Source organism: Nocardia sp. NPDC023852 (assembly GCF_040639505.1).
GTDB lineage: Bacteria > Actinomycetota > Actinomycetes > Mycobacteriales > Mycobacteriaceae > Nocardia.
Genome location: NZ_JBFAAB010000030.1, coordinates 49178 through 67873, shown reverse-complemented (window position 1 = coordinate 67873; position 18696 = coordinate 49178). Strand labels below are relative to the sequence as shown.

Sequence of the window (18696 nt, the reverse complement as noted above, 5' to 3'; positions counted from 1 at the left end):
TCAAGATCAGAACACCCGCGACATCATGAACTATCAACCGCCCCTTCGCATCCCGAACGGGTCAATCACGAAGTCTGTGCCAGATCCAGTATTCATCAGGGCTCGCGCCGGATATGGCTGTTCTCCGGCTGCCCTGCGACGCCGAATCCGGCTGGCCGGCGAGAATGCGCCTTAGCCCCTACCGCGCGAGAAAGTGCCAGCCGAGCCATGCCCACACGAGTACAGCGGCGACCCTCGCCGCCCGAGTGCGGGTCAGGTACGCGATCGTTTCACCTGCGGGCGCGACCAGATCCCGGCGCACACGCGTGACCGCGACCACGCCGATCGTGGCCACCAACACCAGCACGAACCCGACGATAACGACCGCCCGATCGCTCATCTCGACACCAGCCACCAGCCGACACCCAGCCACACCAGCCATCCCGCGAACCGCAGCGGCCACTGCTCGAGTGCCGGATCGAGCAGCGTCGACAATGTCGGGTGTTCGGCACTCGGCCGTGTCCATTCCGGTTGCCGCGCCAACGCATACACCTCCCACCCCACCGCCGCAACCAGCAGCGTCGACCAGACGACCGAGCCGCGCCGCAGCCGAGCGGTGCGCGGAGTCTGCTCGGGCCTCGCGCGCCAGGCCAGCACCGCAACCACGGCCACCGGCACCACCACCAGTGCAGTTGCCGACCAGCTGAACGGTCGGGTGGCGGCCCCACCCGCTGCCAGCACAGCACTGGCAGCCAGCAGCGGCACGCGCCATGGTGGTTCCGAACGCGCTGGTTCCCTCGTCACATTGGCAGAATAGGACGCTGGGCGACCGGATTCGGATAGGTGCGGGCCGCGTGCCCGGAGCCTCGAATGCCGAGCGCAGTCGAACTTGGCACGCCGGGCGCAGACACGCATCAGCCGTAGCCCGTGCAACCGACCAGGACAGTGGGACTGGCGGCAAGGCGTAGTCGAATTGTTTGTGCGGCAGAAGGCGGTCGAACACCGACGCTAGCTGACGGATGCGTCACCGACCGGGACGGTTGAGGTCGTTCAACTGCTGTTGGAGACGGTCGAGGGCAGCACGGATGGCGTTCATTTGCGCGTTGAGTTCGGCGATCTTCGCCTGATCCACGCCCGGCAGGGACTCCGCTGGTGGAGGCGCCGCCGGTGCTGGTGATACGGACTGCTGGCCCGGTGGCGGCGGTGCTGCGGGGCCACCGCCGGGTGCGGTGGCGAGCCGGCCGGTGCCGGCCCCGAATACTTGGTCGAGCGCCTCTGCGAGGGTCGGGGCGTAGCCCACGCGGACGCCGCCGGTGCCAGGTTCGCGGTAGCTGACCAGCACCCGCGCCAGCTGTGGGAAAGTCGATCCGTTGGGGGTTGTCGAGATCCGCTCGGTGAAGAGCGGTTCAACGTAGAGCACTCCCCCATCGGCGATCGGCAGGGTGAGCAGATTGCCGTACTGGATCCGATTCGACCGCTCGAGCAGCGTTCGCTCGGACGCCACTCTGGTGTCGGAGATCATCGAGTTCTGGATCTGCTGCGGCCCCTGGGTGAGGGTGTCGGTGGGCAGCTGCAAGATGCTGATCTTGCCGTAGTTCTCGGGATCAGAGTAGGCAGAGACGTAGGCGGAGAGGAACTCCCTGTTGAACCCGACCATCGCGCTGGCCAGCCGGAACGACGGCTCCGCGTTGGCACGGTCGCCGAGCAGAACGTAGAACGGGGGCTGATGCGGATTAGCGTCAACGGTCGGGTCGCTGGGCACCGACCAGAAAGCGTTGGTGGTGAAGAACTCTCGCGGTTCATCCACATGATATTTGGCGAGCATCTCGCGTTGGATGGCGAACAGGTCCTCCGGGTACCGGAAATGGGCTCGCAGCTCTGCGGTGATCGACTCCTCGGGTTCGACCGTGCCGGGGAAGACGTTCATCCACGCCGCAAGGACCGGGTCCTGACGATCGACTTGATAGAGGGTGACCGTGCCGTCGTACGCGTCGACCGTGGCTTTGATCGAGTTCCGCACGTAGGAGACCTGTCGTGGGGACTGCGTGCGGCTTTCGCTCGAATCGGGGGCTTCGAGCGTGCTGCGTTTGGCATAGGGGTAGCCGTCGATTGTGGTGTATGCGTCGACGATCCAAACGATTCTTCCGTCCACGACTGCCGGATACGGGTTGTTGTCGGTCGTCAACCACGGCGCGACGAGTTCGACGCGATGGCGCGGATCCCGATTGAAGATGATCTTCGATTCGGGACCGATCGCTTTGGAGAAGATGATGTTGCGTTCGGTGTAGGTTGCGGCGAAGGCCAAGCGGTTGACCCAGTTCCCGATCGGGACGCCGCCGGCGCCGGTGTAGGTGTATTTGGTGGTGTCTGTGTCGTATTCGCGGGGTTCGGTGCCGCCGCCGACGATGGCATAGTCCGGGCTGGCGTGGGCGATGACTTCGCCGTAGTAGACGCGAGGCTGATGCACGGGGATCACTTGGTGCCCGGAGGCTTGGGAAGCGATGTCGCTCACCGTGTAGATCGGGTATCCGCTGTTGCTGCTGGCAGCATCACCTGCGGCCTCGCGGACCGCGGCGTTGACGCGGTTGGCCGGTGCGGCGACGAACCCGTTTCCGTGGGTGTAGACGGTGTGCCGGTTGACCCAGTGACGCTGGTTGCCGCTCAGTGCGCTCGGGGTCAGCTCGCGGGCGGCGACCACGTAGTCGCGCAGGTCCCCGCCGATGCGGTAACGATCCAGGTCCAGATGCGCTGGGAAGCTGTAGAAGTTCTTCAACTGTTGCTGCTGGGTGAACGTTCGCGAAAGCACGTTCGGGTCGAGCAGTCGGGCGTCGGCGATCGTGGTCACGTCCGCCGGAACATCGGACGGCGACTTGGTGCCGACCCCGGAGTAGGCCTGATACTCGACCCGGTCGCTGCCGATCCCGTACGCCTGCCGGGTAGCTGTGATATTGCGTTCGATATAGGCACGTTCCATGTCGGCGGCGTTCGGGCGGACCGAGAACTGCTCGACGGCCAGCGGCCAGACGGCGCCCACCAGGATCGACGACAGCAGTAGCAGCGCGGCGGCCATCGCCGGGATGCGTAGGTCCCGAACGACGACAGCGGCGAAGACCGCCACAGCGCAGATGACGGCGATCGCGAAGAGAATCAGGCGGGCAGGAAGCACCGCGTTGATGTCGGTGTAGCCGGCGCCGGCGAAGGTGGGTTCTTTGCTGTGGCTCGAGAGAAGTGAATACCGGTCGAGCCAGTAGGCGGCTGCCTTCAAGGCGATGAATACGCCTGCGAGCACCGCGAGCTGGACGCGGGCCGCGCGGGTTGGTCCTGCCCTGTTTCCGGACAGGCGCAGTCCCCCGAGCAGGTAGTGCGTCGAGAAGCTGGCCAGGAACGCGAGGACGATGGCGACGAACAGCCAGTTCACGACGAGTCGATAGAAGGGCAGATCGAAGACGAAGAACCCGACATCGTGTCCGAACTCGGGATCCGACACACCGAAGGACCCACCGTGGATGAACAGTTGGACTGTCATCCAACTCGACTGCCCGACGAGGCCGCAGATGACGCCCAGTGCCGCGGCGATGCCCAATCCGAACCGCAGTGGCCACCGGATCACCATCACGCGATACGGCCGGAGACTGTCTTCTCTCTCTGCGCCGGGAAAGTAAAGGGGGCGGAACCGGAGCGCGAGCCACATTGCCGCGAAAAGGGCGCCGCCGATGAACAGTGCGACCGCTACAAACAGCGACAAACGTGTGAAGAGCACGGTACGCCAAACACCGCGGAATCCGACTTCACCGAACCACAGCCAGCTGACATAAACGCCGACCAGCCGGGGAATGACCAGCAACGACACGACGAGCACCGTGACGGCGATCAACAGCACCCGAGTGCTGCGATGCAACCGCCGCAGGCCGGGGCCGTGGCGTGTACTCATCTTCCACTCCCATGGCTGCGTCGGGCCGAACGGTATTGGCCGACGCGAACCACCTCGCCTGATATTACCGTGACCACGACTGCTACGGGTCTTCCCGCGCTGGTGCGGCCTCCTTTCAGTGTGACCGGTATCGCGCCGCCCGTCGATGGACGGGGCCCTCGTCGTTGTCCGTGAGCACTTGATTCAACTCGACGGCGTCCAAGCCAGCTGGACTGTGACGGCATCAGTCACCCGTCGCCCTACGACACGGTTGTCGACACAACCACAGGAATACCCGCCGAACTGGAGGACCGCCGCACGCATAACCGTCACCGCCTTTCGGTGCGTGCGAACTCGGCCACCGTCGCCCGGGCGCCATGGGCGTGCAGTGAATCCAGCGCCGCGACATAGGCGCGGACGAACCGGGGCTGGTCGATCAGGTCGCCGAATACCGCGCGGTCGGTGAGGAATGCGGTGGGGTCACCGTGTTGGCGGCGGGCGAGCGGCGTCAACCGCTCGCAGAGCCGGTCGACGACCTCGATCGGCTCGCCCTGCTCGTCGATGCCTTCGGCATAGCGCGCCCAACCGGCGACAACGGCTGCGGCACAGCCGATCTCACCGCCCGCTGCGAGCTGCTGACGGATGACCGGCAGCAGCCACTTCGGGATACGGTCGGAGGATTCGGCGCACAGTCTCGCAATGGTGTCGCCGATCGCGGCGTTGGAGAACCGCTCGATGAGGGTGCGCTTGTACCAGACAAGGTCGACTCCGGGAACGGAAGGAAGGGTGGGTGTCGCCTCGTGATCCATGTAGCGGGACAGGAAACGTTGGAAGACCGGGTCCTGCGCCGCCTCGTGCACCAGTCGGTAGCCGCTCAGATATCCCAGGTAGGCAAGTGCCTGATGGCTTGCGTTCAACAGCCGCAGCTTCATCAGCTCGTACGGTGCGACGTCCGCGACGAGTTGCACGCCGGCGTCGCCGAGATCCGGCCGCCCGAGGGCGAACGAATCCTCCAGCACCCACTGGGTGAACGGCTCGGTCACGACCGGCCACCGATCCTCCAAACCATAGCGTCGCGAGATCTCGGCGATCGCCTCGGGCGGTGTCACCGGCGTGATGCGGTCGACCATGGAGTTCGGGAAACGCACTTCGCGCTCGACCCAGTCGCCGAGGCCGGGGTCGCGCATCCGCGCGAAGGCTCCGAAAGCAGCGCGCGCGGCCTGCCCGTTGCCCTCGATGTTGTCGCACGACATGATAGTGAACGGTGCGATCCCACGCATCCGCCGCCGCGCCAGTGCCTCGGTGACCAGCCCGAACACGGTGGCGGGCGCCGCATCCGTCTCGAGGTCGGCGCGAATCACCGGATTTGCGGCGTCGAATTCGCCGGTCACCACGGAGGAGTTGTAGCCACCTTCGGTGATGGTGAGCGAGACGATCCGGGTTGCCGGATCGGCGAGCTTCTCGAGTACGGCCTCGGGATCGTCGGGCGCATAAAGGTACTCGACGATCGAGCCGATCACGCGCGTGGACCATGTGCCGTCGGGTTCGATCACCGCCAGCGTGTATAGACCGTCCTGCTCCGCCAGCGCATCACGCATCCGCCGGTCGGCGGGCAGCACACCCACGCCGCAGATCCCCCACTCGCGGGCCCCGCCGCGTTCCAGCAGCCGGTCGATGTACATCGCCTGATGGGCGCGATGGAATCCGCCGACGCCGAAATGGACGATGCCGGTCGAGATCCGGGACCGATCGTAGGTCGGTACGGAAACTTCCGGGATGAGGCTACCGATCGTCGCGGCACTCAGCGAAGTACCTGCGGTCCGAGTCATAACCAACCCCCCTGGACTGTTGTGTTCATCACACCGCAATGCTAGCGTGTTGAGCAATTGATCACGCACTGAGCAAAGTTTCACAGCCGATGAGGAGTTCGTGTGGCCACCGAACCATCCCGGCCGAGAACACCGGACGAGGTCCGGCTCGCCTTACGAGCCGCGCAGCTCTACCACCTCGAGGGCGCCACTCAGGCGGATATCGCCGCCAAATTGGGCGTTTCCCGCCCGACCGCCGGGCGGCTCATCGCCCGCGCCCGGGCGCAGGGGCTGGTGCGCATCGAGATCAATGTCCCGGACGATCTGCGCTCGGCCGTGCACGCGGATATCGAGAGCGAGCTCGAGGCGACGTTCGGGCTCATCGAGGCGGTCGTACTCGGTGAGGTACCCGACCGGTCCGCGGCGAGCCTGCTGCCGTTGGGGCGCGCGGCGGTCGGAGTCCTGAATCGCCAGCTGCGGCCGGACGACACTCTCGGATTCACCTGGGGCCCGGACACAATCGCGGTCGCGCATGAACTGTGGACGAAGTCGGCCCGCTGCGCGACCGTTGTCCAGCTCGACGGATCGATGACCTCAGGCGACTATAAAACCGGCGTGGATTACACGCTCGGCCGCTGTGCTACCCAGCTGCAAGCCACCCCCGTTCGGTTACACGCCCCGCTCTACGCGGATCCGGCGACGGTGACCGCCTTGGAAAACGACTCGATACTCGGCCGCGCTATGGCGCTGGGCCGCGGCGCCGACATCATGATGTTCGGCGTCGGACCGGTCTCCACCGCCACCACCCTGTTCGAAGGCAGCTACCTCGACATCGCGATCCTCGACGAACTGCGCGGACTGGGCGCGGTCGGTGAGATCGGCGGTCGATTTTTCCACGCCGACGGCAGCGACGTCGCAGGATCCCTTGCCGCCCGCACCGTCTCGGTCGGACTCGACGCCATTCGGGCCTGCCGAACCGCGCTGCTGATTTCCGGCGGAAAGACCAAGCACGAAGCCGTCCTCGGCGCGCTGCGGGGCGGACTGGCCACCATCCTCGTCACCGATAGCGAGTGCGCGCGGTGGCTGCTGGAACAGAAGGAGAGCGCTGCCCGATGACAAACACCGCCCGATGAGAAAGCAGGCGAAAGCCGCGGCGGCCGTGATGGGGGTGGGCAGGTGCGCGGGTACTGGACCAGGGCGCTCTCATCATCTGATTTCAGCGTGACGTAGCTGGTCGCGGAGGGCTCGTGCTATGCGTGCCATGAGCACGTCGGCTTCGGGTTGGGTGGCGGCCGGTATGCGGGACTCGGTGAGCGCGGCGATCGCGAAGGATTGGCCGTCGGAGTGTTCGACGACGCCGACCTCGTGCCGCAGGTTCAGCAGGGTCCCGGTTTTGGACGACCACCTCGAGGCGTCGGAGCTGAAGTCCGGTGCCAGGCGGTGCCGTATCAAGTTGTGTCCCATGAGGTCGCGCACACGCTCGGATACGTGACGATCGATCTCCGACGGAGTCCACAAGGCCTGTAACAGGTCGACAAATGCCCGGGCCGAGCCCGAGTTTGCTCTGGTGACATCGAGTTGAGCGAGCTGGTGTCCGTGCCCGGCGATGCTGCCTCCTATGGCCAGCGAGTGAGCCAGATGGACCTCGGCGGTGTCGAAGGTCTGGGTGAGATCTCGCATCAAGTGCCGGGCAGTGATCCCGTGGACTTTCCACTTGCGCAGTGTTGCGGTGATCCCGGCCGGCGGCGTCATGTCGAACAGTGCGTCGGCGGCTATGTTGTCGCTGATCGACGTGCTCAGGTACAGCAGGTCTTCGATAGCGATGCGGGCGGGGTGCCGGAATCTGCTCAACCCTGTGGGGCCGGGGGTCGTCATGCGGCCGGGAGCTACCTGCATCGGCATAGAGCCGTCGAGTTCACCGCGCCGGATCCGGTCGAGAGTGACCGTCGCGAGCGGGATCTTGATCAGGGAAGCGATCGGAAACTGCACGTCGGGCTCGATGCCGAGTTCACACCCCGTATGTAGGTCGCGGACCAGGAACGAGCCACGAAGGCCGCCGTCGTCCAGCTCAGCGCGTAACTCCTGGATAAGCGCCTCGCGATTCACGCGGTCTCCATCGATTCGGTGATACCGAGGCATCGTGCGATAGCCGGCCACAGGCGGGTGCGCAGGCGGTCGGCATCGTCATGGATACTCGCTGTGATATCGAAGCCGCGCGCGAGCCGGAGTTCACCGATGGGTCGCCACTGTAGTTCGAGTTCGTTCGCCTGCGCGGTGGAGCACACCAGCAGGTCGGCCGACCCGAGCACCACCGCGGATTCCCTCCTCGGCGGGTACCGCGGTAAGGGCGGCACGTACTTCATGGGTCCGCACCAGTTGAACTCGGTCGCCGGGTGTGCCTCGGCGAAACTCGAGGTATATCTCGTGTGCTCGGGCCTCGGCGTCGAGTTCGGCGAGGCTGAAGGTGCAGATGTCGGGCACAGCTAGGCGCAGCGGGCGCAGCCGTGCTCGCTTCGCGTCTTGTTCCATGGTGTCGGCGAGCCGGACCAGACGTTGCGCCGACACCAGCATGTCCTGACCGAACTGCGTGAGGCTCGCTCGGCGGGTCGAGCGGTCGAACAATCGCTCTCCGAGATGACGTTCCAATGCGGCGATCCGGCGGCTGGCGACCGACTGGGGAATCCGCGCGGCCGCAGCGCCCTGCGTGAAACTACGCGTCTCACTCACACTCACGAACGCCCGGCAGCCAGCGATGAGGTCCGCGAAGACAAGTCTATGCAGCTTTGGCATCGAACTTCTCGATTCTGTCTTGGACAGCATGAACAGGCTCCGCAACGATTCCGATATCCGTCGTGACGAGAGGAATTCATGCCCACTCCACCCATCCGTCGAAATGTGCGAGCCCCGATCATCACTCGCCGCGCCCTTCTCGGGGCCGCGGCACTTCTACCGCTGGCCGCATGCACGAACGGCAGGATTCCCTCTGCCGTCGTTGCGCCATCCTCCTCCCCGGATGCCGCGACGAACGCTCGGCATGACCGCCTGGTCGAGTTGGAACGAAAGTTCGACGCACGCCTCGGCGTATATGCCCTCGCTACCGGCACCGGCACCTCGATCGCCCACCGGGCCGATGAACAATGCGCGTTCTGTTCGACCTTCAAGGGCCTGGCGGTGGCAGCGGTATTGCACCGTAATCCTCTCTCGCACTTGGATACAGTCGTCACCTACGCCGCAGACGATCTCATGAAGTCGTCGGTCATCACCCGGCAACACGTGACAGCGGGAATGACGACCGGTCAACTCTGTGACGCCGCGGTGCGATATAGCGACGGCACAGCCGCCAATCTCCTGCTCCGCGATATCGGGGGGCCGGCGCAGCTGACGGCATACGCGCGCGACCTCGGCGACACGGTCACGCGGATGGACCGGTTCGAGCCGACGATCACCGAAGCCACGCCAGGAGATCCGCGCGACACAACGTCTCCACGGGCATTCGGCACCGACTATCGGAAAGTTGTTTTGGAAGACGCCCTCTCGACCGAGAAACGAGCATTTCTCCGCGACCTGCTGGAGCACAACGCCACCGCGGCCGGCGCCCAACGCATCCGAGCCGGACTGCCGCAAGGCTGGACCGTGGCGGACAAGACCGGTACCGGCGACTACGGCACGCTCAACGATATTGCCATTGCGTGGCCTCCGAGGTCGGCGCCTCTTGTTATTGCGATCATGTCCAGCAAAGCCACCAAACACGCCGAATACGATCAATCCCTCATTGCCGAGGCCGCCGCCTACGTGGCAGACACCCTCACATGAACGGATCGTCGTGTCCGATAGCTCCACCGTGGCTACTGCACTGGTGGATGTCGTGCCGACCGTGGCCATCACCATCACCGGCGTAAGACCACGTGCCCCATCCTGTTCCATGGCCGCGCGCAGTGCCACCGGATCCATGGACAAGTCGGCACGCGTCGCGACGAAACGCACCCCCGCGGAACCGAGAACGGCGGTGTCGCTACTCCGGTGTCGGCGAACACGCCTGCCACCGAGGGACAGCGCTGGTGGCGAACTCGTTCCACACAGCGCGAGAGATCCGAACTGGTCTTGGGCCGGCCTCGAACGCCCCGCATTCTCCATGCCTGGCAGCCAACCCGAAAATGGACGAAAACGGATCATGAGACACATTGCCTGGGTACCGGTCCAGGGGTCTTAATGGTATGGAGCCGGCGCTTAGAGGTCAGGCGCCCCAGGTGGGAGACCGCGCCACTACGGGCGATCGAGGTGAAGGGGGAACGCAATCCCAGCCGGCGTCAAGGAGGAATGATGCCGTCGCTGAATCCTTGCGGCTATCGGTCCGGAGAGAACACGAAGGCCATTGTTGCTCTGCTGATGCCGGGCTTCACAAAGGGGTGCTAGGGGATGCTCGAGGGGGCCCGTGCAGTTCGCCGAAGTGAAGAGTCCGCTTTGCGGATAGTCATCGTCTCGCCGATCCGGCTGTACCGCGAGGGGCTGGCGTCGGTACTGTCCGCGCTCGGCGACATCGGGGAGATCGCCACGTGCGAGCATCCCGTCGACGGACTCCACCTCGCTCGCCAAGTCGTCCCGCATATCCTCCTGCTGGACATGTCCGCGGAGAAGAGTTCGGCGAGCGCACGTCTGTACGCCAGAGAATTGCCGGAGACCAAGATCGTGGCTCTCGCGCTCCCGGAAACGGAGCAGCGTGTCGTCGCCTGCGCGGAAGCGGGAGTGGTCGGGTACGTCCCGCGCGAAGGATCCATCGACGACCTTGTCGCGACGATACGGCATGCCGCACAGGGGAAAACGCTGTGCTCACCGGTGATCGCGGCCGGACTGATGCGGCGCGTCGCCACGCTCGCCAGCGAAAATCGTCGGCGCGGTTCACGGCCACTGCTGACCGCCCGCGAGGCGGAGGTCGCCGATCACATCGCGCTCGGCCTGAGTAACCGTGCGATCGCCACGTGCTTGGGAATCGAGCTGTGCACCGTCAAGAATCATGTGCACAACATCCTGGAGAAGCTCGGTGTGACTCAACGCGCAGACGTCGCCGAGCATCTCGGGCACAGAATCCGATCCCTCCCGGACAACTGCCGTCCGTCCGAGTGACCGAGCCATCCGGCTCCGGTAGCTAACCCAGCCCGTCAAGTTTTTCATCTTGACGATGCCGCCGCAGTGACACAGGCGCACCTTGGTGGTTGCGGTAGCTCCGAGCGGAGGACCCTCGAAGCTGCAATCGTCTCCGATGCTGGACGCGCTGAACCGAACCGGCGACGAGGCGTCAGCGCGAACATGGGTCCGGATCCGGGTTCACTCGAAAACGGATCCGAGGACTCATTGTCCGAGTGCCGGTGCTGGGGCGTTACTGGATAGAGCCGGGCCATGACAACAGTCGGCACACCGGTGCAGACGGAACCCTCTATATCCCGCGTCACCCTCTTCACCACATCAACAAGGAGGCAGCGCCATGCCTACTATCACTTCGATCTCGCCGACATCGGGGCCCACCTCGGGATTCAACAGTGTGGTTATCACCGGCACCGACTTCACCGGTCCCACGACCGTGCGGTTCGGGACGACCGCAACCACTTTCACCATCGATTCCAGTACGCAGATCACGGCGATCGCTCCGCCGGGGACGGGTACGGTGCCAGTAACGGTTACCACTGGTGCCGGTACGAGTAACGGTGTTTCATACACCTACGTATCGGTTTCCACGGTTCCCACGGTGGCTTCGATCACTCCGAGTTCTGGACCGGTGACCGGAGGAACTTTGGTCACCTTGACCGGCGCCGGGTTCACGGGTGCTACTGCGGTGAGATTCGGCGCTACTCCGGCGACGTCCTATTTCGTGTTGTCGGACAACCTGATCATTGCGTTGTCTCCCGCCGGGACGGGTACGGTGCCGGTCACGGTCACCACTGCAGGTGGTACGAGTGCTGGCGTTCCGTTCACGTATGTGCCGGTTCCCACGCTGACTTCGATCAGTCCGAATTCGGGGCCGGTGACCGGCGGAACTACGGTCACCTTGACCGGCACCGGGTTCACGGGTGCTACTGCGGTGTTTTTCGGCATTCTTCCGGCGACTTCGTTCACGGTGAATTCGGATACGCAGATCACCGCGGTCACTCCGGTTGGCCTCGGCACGGTGCCGGTCAGGGTCACCACTGCAGGCGGTACGAGTAACAGTGTTTCCTACACCTATGTGTTGCTTCCGATCTTGCTTTCGTTGATTCCGAATTCGGGTCCGTCCACTGGGGGGACTACCGTCACTCTGACCGGTGTGGGCCTTTCCGGTGCCACAGGTGTGAGTTTCGGTGCTACGCCGGCGATTTCGTTCACGGTAGTGTCGGACACGCAGATAACGGCGGTTGCTCCTGCTGGGCTCGGTACGGTGCAGGTGACGGTCACCACTGCGGCCGGTACGAGTAATGGGCTGCCGTACACTTACGTGTCGGCTCCCACGCTTCCCACCGTGGCGTCGATCACTCCGAATTCGGGGCCGACGACCGGGGGAACTCTGGTGATCTTGACCGGCACCGGGTTCACGGGAGCTTCCGCGGTACGTTTCGGCGCTACTCCCGCGACATTCTATTTCGTATTCTCGGACACGCTGATCATTGCGTTGGCACCTGCGGGGACCGGTACAGTGCCGGTCACGGTCACCACCGCGGCTGGTACGAGTAGCGGCGTTTCCTACACCTACATCTGAGCCCACCACCTGCATGCGCCTCAGCCCGAGCTGAGGCATATGCGATCACCGATGGGACCGACCCGGATTCACGGGCCGGTCCCATCGCCGTTGTTGTTTCGCCAACCCTGCCCCGACTTTTCAGTCGACATTTACCGTAGCGTGCCGGTTCGGCCAGTTAATTCCAGACGCGATACCACTATGGGGCCGTTGCGGGTTTGTCGAAAGCGTGAGCGGGACGTGTTTATGGCGAAGTGGTTCAAGCAGCTACAGCAGCACCGGTGGAAAATGTGAAGTTTGCACACCATCCGAGCTGTTGTAACAGGAAATACTTCGTCTGGGCGGGCCGCTGTCCCAGGCGCTTTCGAGTGGCGGAGCGATCGGGTGAGCAAATCTGGCGCCTGAGACAAGCTCGGTACTCGAGGTACGGCCGCGAGCCGTCGAGCGGCGCCGCCCCTCGCGGTCGGCGAAACCATCGGCGACCGGTCTCGGCGCTGCGCCGACGACGGCACCACCGCGTCACCGAAAACGACGCTGCCACAACGTCCGACAAGGCCCTCCTAGCCTCGCTTTCGGCGCCGTCAACCCCTGGCAACAATCCGAAAACGGACCAAAACGGATCGGAAGACACGTTGCCCAGGTGCCGGTCTAGGGGTGTTAATGGAAAGTGCCGGGCCACTAAGCGAATCGGGCACCCCCCGGTGCAGAGGAACCATCAACCCAGCAACAAGGAGGCAGCACCATGCCTACCATTACTTCCATATCCCCAACCTCAGGGCCCGCCAATACCAGTGTCACGATTACCGGCACCGGCTTCGACCCTATTGTCACGACCGTGAAGTTCGGCAACGTGTCGACATCTTTCACGGTGGACTCGCCCACCCAGATCACGGCCATCGCCCCCGCCTATTTGTCCGGTACGGTGCTGGTCACCGTCACCACCTCGACTGGTGGCACCAGCAACGGGGTTCCCTTCAACTATGTCGCGGTTCCCGCGTTGAACAGCATCAGCCCCAACCAAGGGTCGACCTCGGGCGGGACGACGGTCACGCTCACCGGATCGGGTCTGACGGGAGCCACCGCGGTCAACTTCGGTGGCACACCGGCGACTTCGTTCACCGTCAACTCCGACACGCAGATCACTGCCGTATCCCCTGCCGGCACTGGGATCGTGCCGGTCACGGTCACCGGCCCAGGGGGCACCAGTGGTGCGGTCCCCTTCATCTATGTCGTGATACCTACTATCACTTCCATCTCGCCGACCGCGGGACCCCCGTCGGGCGGTAACACTGTCACGATAACCGGCACCGGGTTCACCGGCCCGCTGACCGTGCGGTTCGGCACGACCGCGACCATTTTCACCATAAACTCCCCCACGCAGATCACTGCCATCGCCCCTCCTGGGACCGGAACCGTGCAGGTCACCGTCACCGGCTCGGGTGGAACCAGTAACGGCGTCTCCTACACCTACGCCGCGGTCCCCAGCCTGACCTCCGTCACTCCCAGTTCAGGGCCGGCGGCCGGCGGGACAACGGTCATCCTCACCGGAACCGGGCTGGCCACTGCCTCCGGGGTCAACTTCGGTGGCACACCCGCGACTTCGTTCATCGTCAACTCCGACACGCAGATCACCGCCGTCGCCCCCGCCGGAACCGGCACTGTACAAGTCACCGTCACCACCGCGGGCGGAACCACTAACGGCGTCGCCTACACCTACGTCTCGGTTCCCACCCTGACCACGCTGGTTCCGAGCTCAGGCCCAGGCGCGGGCGGGACAACAGTTGTCCTCACCGGGACAGGACTGACAGGAGCCACCGCGGTCAACTTCGGTGGCACACCGGCAACCTCGTTCACCGTCAACAGCGCAACCCAGATCACGGCCGTCGCACCCGCCGGAGCAGGCACCGTGCAAGTCACCGTCACCACCGCGGGCGGAACCAGCAACGGCCTCGCCTACACCTACATTCCGGTACCCACCCTCACCACGGTGGTTCCGAATGTGGGCCCCGTAACGGGGGGGACAACGGTCGTCCTCACCGGAACGGGACTGACGGGAACCACCGCGGTCAATTTCGGTGGCACACCGGCAACCTCGTTCACCGTCAACAGCGCAACCCAGATCACTGCGGTCGCACCCGCCGGAACAGGCACCGTACCAATCACCGTCACCACCGGAGGTGGAACCAGTAACGGCGTCGCCTACACCTATGTCGCGGTTCCCGCACTGACCACGGTGGTTCCGAATGTGGGCCCCGTAACGGGCGGGACAACGGTCGTCCTCACCGGAACGGGACTGACGGGAACCACTGCGGTCAACTTCGGTGGCACACCGGCAACCTCGTTCACCGTCAACAGCGCAACCCAGATCACCGCGGTCGTCCCGGCGGGGACCGGGACCGTGCAGGTCACCGTCAACACACCGGGTGGAACCAGCAACGGCGTCGCTTTCACCTACGTCGCCGTACCCACGCTGACCACTCTGGTTCCGAGCTCAGGCCCAGTCGCGGGCGGGACAACGGTGGTCCTCACGGGCACGGGCCTGTCCACTGCCTCCGCCGTGAACTTCGGTGGCACACCGGCGACCTCGTTCACCGTCAACTCCGACACCCAGATCACCGCCGTCGCCCCGGCCGGAGCGGGCGCCGTGCAAGTCACCGTCACCACCGCGGGTGGAGTCAGTAACGGCCTCGTCTACGCCTACGTCGTGGTCCCCACCCTGATCACAGACGTTCCGAATGTGGGCCCGGTCTCGGGCGGGACAACCGTCGTTCTCACCGGCTCGGGATTGACAGGAGCCACCGCGGTCACCTTCGGTGGCACACCGGCAACCTCGTTCACCGTCAACTCCGACACCCAGATCACCGCCGTCGCCCCGGCGGGGACCGGGACCGTGCAGATCGCCGTCACCACCGTGGGTGGAGTCAGTAACGGCGTCGGCTACACCTACGTCGCGGTTCCCACCCTGGCGACGGTCGTTCCGAATGTGGGCCCGGTATCGGGCGGGACAACGGTCGTCCTCACCGGAACAGGATTGACGGGAGCGACCGCAGTCAACTTCGGTGGCACACCGGCAACCTCGTTCACCGTCAACAGCGCAACCCAGATCACCGCCGTCGCACCCGCCGGAACAGGCACCGTACCAATCACCGTCACCACCGCGGGGGGAACCACCAACGGCGTCGGTTACACCTATGTCGCGGTTCCCGCACTGACTACGGTGCTTCCGAATGTGGGCTTGGAAGCTGGTGGGACAACGGTGATTGTCACCGGCACGGGCCTGTCCACTGCGTCCGCGGTCACCTTCGGCGGCACACCGGCGACCTCGTTCACCGTCAACTCCGACACCCAAATCACCGCCGTCGCCCCGGCGGGGACCGGGACCGTGCAACTCACCGTCACCACCGCGGGAGGAGCCAGTAACGGCGTCGCCTACACCTACATTCCGGTACCCACCGTGACCACCGCTGTTCCGAACGTAGGCCCGGCATCGGGCGGAACAACCGTCATCGTCACCGGCACTGGACTGACAGCAGCCACCGCAGTCAACTTCGGTGGCACACCGGCGACCTCGTTCACCGTCAACTCCGCCACCCAAATCACCGCCGTCGCCCCGGCGGGGACCGGGACCGTGCAACTCACCGTCACCACCGCGGGTGGAACCAGTAACGGCGTCGCCTACACCTACATTCCGGCACCCACCCTTGCCATCGCACTTCCGAATGTTGGCTTGGAAGCCGGCGGGACAGTTGTCGTCCTCACCGGGGCTGGACTGACGGGCGCCACAGCGGTGAACTTCGGTGGCACACCGGCAACCTCGTTCACCGTCAACTCCGCAACCCAGATCACGGCAGTCGCACCTGCCGGGACGGGAACCGTGCCACTCACCGTCACCACCGCAGGTGGAACCAGCAACGGCCTCGCCTATACCTACATTCCGGTACCCACTCTGACAACAGTGGTTCCGAATGTGGGCGTCGAGGCGGGCGGGACGATAGTTGTCCTCACCGGGACGAGCCTGTCCACTGCCTCCGCGGTGAACTTCGGTGGCACACCGGCAACCTCGTTCACCGTCGACTCCGCCAACCAGATCACCGCCGTGGCCCCGGCAGGAACTGGGACGGTGCAACTCACGGTCACGACAATAGGTGGAACCAGTAACGGCGTCGCCTACACCTACATTCCGGTACCCACCATTGCGGCGGTTGCTCCGAATGTGGGCCTGCAAGCCGGCGGCACGACGGTCATCGTCACCGGCGCCGGACTGGCGGGCGCTACTGCGGTCAACTTCGGTGGCACCCCGGCGACCTCGTTCACCATCGACTCCGCAACCCAGATCACGGCGATCGCACCTGCCGGGACGGGAACCGTGCCACTCACCGTCACCACCGCGGCAGGAATCAGTAACGGCGTCGCCTACACCTACATTCCGGCACCCACCCTGACCGCAGCGGTTCCGAATGTGGGCCCGGAAACGGGCGGGACAACGGTCGTCCTCACCGGAACGGGGCTGTCCACAGGAGCCTCCGCGGTCACTTTCGGTGGCACACCGGCGACTTCGTTCACCGTCAACTCCGCCACCCAAATCACGGCCGTCGCCCCCGCCGGTACCGGGACCGTGCAAGTTACCGTCACCACCGCAGGAGGTACCACCAACGGCGTCGCCTACACCTATATTCCGGTTCCCGCCGTGACCATCGCACTTCCGAATGTCGGTTTGGAAGCCGGTGGGACGATAGTTGTCCTCACCGGAACAGAACTGACCGGAGCCACAGCGGTCAACTTCGGCGGCACACCGGCAACCTCGTTCACCGTCGACTCCGCCAACCAGATCACGGCAGTCGCACCTGCGGGGACGGGAACCGTGCAACTCACCGTCACCACCCCGGGTGGAACCAGCAGCGGCATCGCCTACACCTACCTCGGGGTACCCACCCTGAACACGGCGGTTCCGAACACAGGCCTGGCCGTCGGCGGGACGCCGGTCATCCTCACCGGGACACAGCTGACCGGAGCCACAGCGGTCAACTTCGGCGGCACACCGGCGACCTCGTTCACCGTCGACTCCGCAACCCAAATCACGGCGATCGCCCCCGCTGGGACGGGAACCGTGCAACTCACCGTCACCACCTCCGCAGGAACCAGTAACGGCATCGCCTATATCTATATCTGACGGCTGATGCGGCTGGGCCGCTGGCAGGTTGCTGCCGGCGGCCCAGTCTCGTTGCGGTTGAGCGTATAGCGACAGAGCCTCCGCCACCGTGACGGAGGCTGCAGGGGTAAGGGGGCTTTCGTTGGCGACTGTACTGAAGATGCTCCTGGCGGAGCGGCATCTCAAAAGTCATCCGGATTTTCTGGCCGCGTACGACAAGTGCGCCGCCCTGCTCGACCCGCCCATTCCCTCTGGTCATGGGCCGGCGAAGGCGCAGTACTACCAGTGGCTGTCGGGCCGCATGATCGGGCTTCCCCGCGACTACCACTGCCGGGTGCTCGAGAAGATGTTTCCGGGCTGGACGGTCGAAGGATTGTTTCAGATGGCCGACTCGGTACCGGCCGCCGCTCGACCGCATGAGATAGGCCCCTCCGGCGCCGACGTCCAGCTGCAGGCGTTCCTCGGAGCTGAGATGACCACCCGGGGTGCCACTGTGGTGTACCCGACGTTCGAGCTGACCGGGCCATCCGTAAACGCACTCCGGAAGGCCGGAATTTCCCGTCAGCGCACATTCGGGAAGAAGGACAGTGCGGTCGCGGACCGACATCACGTCGATGTCCCGGTGGTTGTGGCGGAGAACGATGTTCGAGGGTTGCTGTACGTGTCCTCCCTGCTCCAGCGCCACACCAGCATTCCGATCACCCTCGAGAGCGACCGCGACATCGTCGCGCGCTGCGACCGCCCGTTCATCAGTTTCGGACTGAGCAGCAACGACTGCACCCATCTGTATCTCGAAACCGTCGAGCGTCCTCTCTTCACCATCCGCGACAGCACTGCCGAGGACGGCTCCAATTCGGAGTGCCTGGAGCTGACCGATGGAACCCGGTATTTCTCGAGCGACAACCGCAACATCGGCATCATTGCGCGGGTGCGACCGAACTCGGATCGGCACCCCGACCGATACTGGATATATTGCGCGGGCTTGGGTCGGCGCGGCACTGCCGGGGCTGGGTGGTATCTCGCCAACTATTGGCGCCCGCTACAGCAGCGTGTCGGTGATCGTGAGTTCGTCGCGGTCATCGGCGTCCACAAGTACTCCGACCAAACGGCCGGTTTGGAGCATCTGTTGATCGAATGACCACCAGTG

Annotated in this window: 12 protein-coding genes; 6 read left to right on the top strand and 6 right to left on the bottom strand. The window is 64.7% G+C overall.

What is annotated here, in order from left to right; all coding sequences use genetic code 11:
- Positions 1–178: 178 nt before the first annotated feature.
- From AB0H00_RS28045 to AB0H00_RS28030, 4 genes are all read right to left on the bottom strand, one after another.
- Positions 179–379 (bottom strand): DUF6186 family protein, encoded by a 201-nt coding sequence (locus AB0H00_RS28045; RefSeq protein ID WP_357272117.1) that lies wholly within the window; start codon positions 377–379, stop codon positions 179–181.
- Positions 376–783 carry a hypothetical protein gene (locus AB0H00_RS28040; RefSeq protein WP_357272115.1) on the bottom strand — a complete coding sequence of 136 codons (408 nt, stop codon included), beginning with the start codon at positions 781–783 and terminating at the stop codon, positions 376–378. Before AB0H00_RS28040 ends, AB0H00_RS28045 begins: the two co-directional genes overlap by 4 nt.
- A gap of 220 nt (positions 784–1003) precedes the next feature.
- Positions 1004–3910, bottom strand: coding sequence for a UPF0182 family protein (locus AB0H00_RS28035; RefSeq protein ID WP_357272113.1), 2907 nt, complete (start codon positions 3908–3910; stop codon positions 1004–1006).
- Between the two features lie 308 nt (positions 3911–4218).
- Positions 4219–5718, bottom strand: a complete 1500-nt coding sequence (locus AB0H00_RS28030; protein ID WP_357272111.1) for a mannitol dehydrogenase family protein — start codon at positions 5716–5718, stop codon at positions 4219–4221.
- Between the two features lie 102 nt (positions 5719–5820).
- Here AB0H00_RS28030 and AB0H00_RS28025 point away from each other — a divergent pair, with 102 nt between their 5' ends.
- Positions 5821–6813: a sugar-binding domain-containing protein gene (locus AB0H00_RS28025; RefSeq protein ID WP_357272109.1), complete on the top strand. Its 993-nt coding sequence runs from the start codon at positions 5821–5823 to the stop codon at positions 6811–6813.
- A 90-nt stretch (positions 6814–6903) separates the two neighbouring features.
- Here the strand turns inward: AB0H00_RS28025 and AB0H00_RS28020 are convergent, their stop codons facing one another.
- The gene (locus AB0H00_RS28020; RefSeq protein ID WP_357272106.1) at positions 6904–7803 is read right to left on the bottom strand and encodes a serine hydrolase; all 900 of its coding nucleotides are present in this window, start codon (positions 7801–7803) and stop codon (positions 6904–6906) included.
- A gap of 123 nt (positions 7804–7926) precedes the next feature.
- Positions 7927–8487 carry a LysR family transcriptional regulator gene (locus AB0H00_RS28015; RefSeq protein WP_357272104.1) on the bottom strand — a complete coding sequence of 187 codons (561 nt, stop codon included), beginning with the start codon at positions 8485–8487 and terminating at the stop codon, positions 7927–7929.
- Positions 8488–8565: 78 nt separating this feature from the next.
- On the opposite strand from AB0H00_RS28015, the gene bla reads away from it, so the two are divergent.
- From bla to AB0H00_RS27990, 5 genes are all read left to right on the top strand, one after another.
- On the top strand, positions 8566–9510 hold the full coding sequence (gene bla, locus AB0H00_RS28010) for a class A beta-lactamase (RefSeq protein WP_357272102.1): 945 nt from the start codon (positions 8566–8568) through the stop codon (positions 9508–9510).
- A gap of 648 nt (positions 9511–10158) precedes the next feature.
- Positions 10159–10818: a response regulator transcription factor gene (locus AB0H00_RS28005; RefSeq protein WP_357272100.1), complete on the top strand. Its 660-nt coding sequence runs from the start codon at positions 10159–10161 to the stop codon at positions 10816–10818.
- A 358-nt stretch (positions 10819–11176) separates the two neighbouring features.
- Positions 11177–12421 (top strand): IPT/TIG domain-containing protein, encoded by a 1245-nt coding sequence (locus tag AB0H00_RS28000; protein ID WP_357272098.1) that lies wholly within the window; start codon positions 11177–11179, stop codon positions 12419–12421.
- Positions 12422–13142: 721 nt separating this feature from the next.
- Positions 13143–17570: an IPT/TIG domain-containing protein gene (locus tag AB0H00_RS27995; protein WP_357272096.1), complete on the top strand. Its 4428-nt coding sequence runs from the start codon at positions 13143–13145 to the stop codon at positions 17568–17570.
- Positions 17571–17691: 121 nt separating this feature from the next.
- Positions 17692–18687, top strand: a complete 996-nt coding sequence (locus tag AB0H00_RS27990; RefSeq protein WP_357272094.1) for a hypothetical protein — start codon at positions 17692–17694, stop codon at positions 18685–18687.
- Positions 18688–18696: the final 9 nt, after the last annotated feature.

Excerpts from the sequence above, each read along its gene's own strand:
- bla (WP_357272102.1), top strand. The coding sequence starts at position 8,566 with ATGCCCACTCCACCCATCCGTCGAAATGTGCGAGCCCCGATCATCACT.
- AB0H00_RS28015 (WP_357272104.1), bottom strand. The coding sequence starts at position 8,487 with ATGCCAAAGCTGCATAGACTTGTCTTCGCGGACCTCATCGCTGGCTGC.
- AB0H00_RS28030 (WP_357272111.1), bottom strand. The coding sequence starts at position 5,718 with ATGACTCGGACCGCAGGTACTTCGCTGAGTGCCGCGACGATCGGTAGC.
- AB0H00_RS28000 (WP_357272098.1), top strand. The coding sequence starts at position 11,177 with ATGCCTACTATCACTTCGATCTCGCCGACATCGGGGCCCACCTCGGGA.
- AB0H00_RS28035 (WP_357272113.1), bottom strand. The coding sequence starts at position 3,910 with ATGAGTACACGCCACGGCCCCGGCCTGCGGCGGTTGCATCGCAGCACT.
- AB0H00_RS27995 (WP_357272096.1), top strand. The coding sequence starts at position 13,143 with ATGCCTACCATTACTTCCATATCCCCAACCTCAGGGCCCGCCAATACC.
- AB0H00_RS28045 (WP_357272117.1), bottom strand. The coding sequence starts at position 379 with ATGAGCGATCGGGCGGTCGTTATCGTCGGGTTCGTGCTGGTGTTGGTG.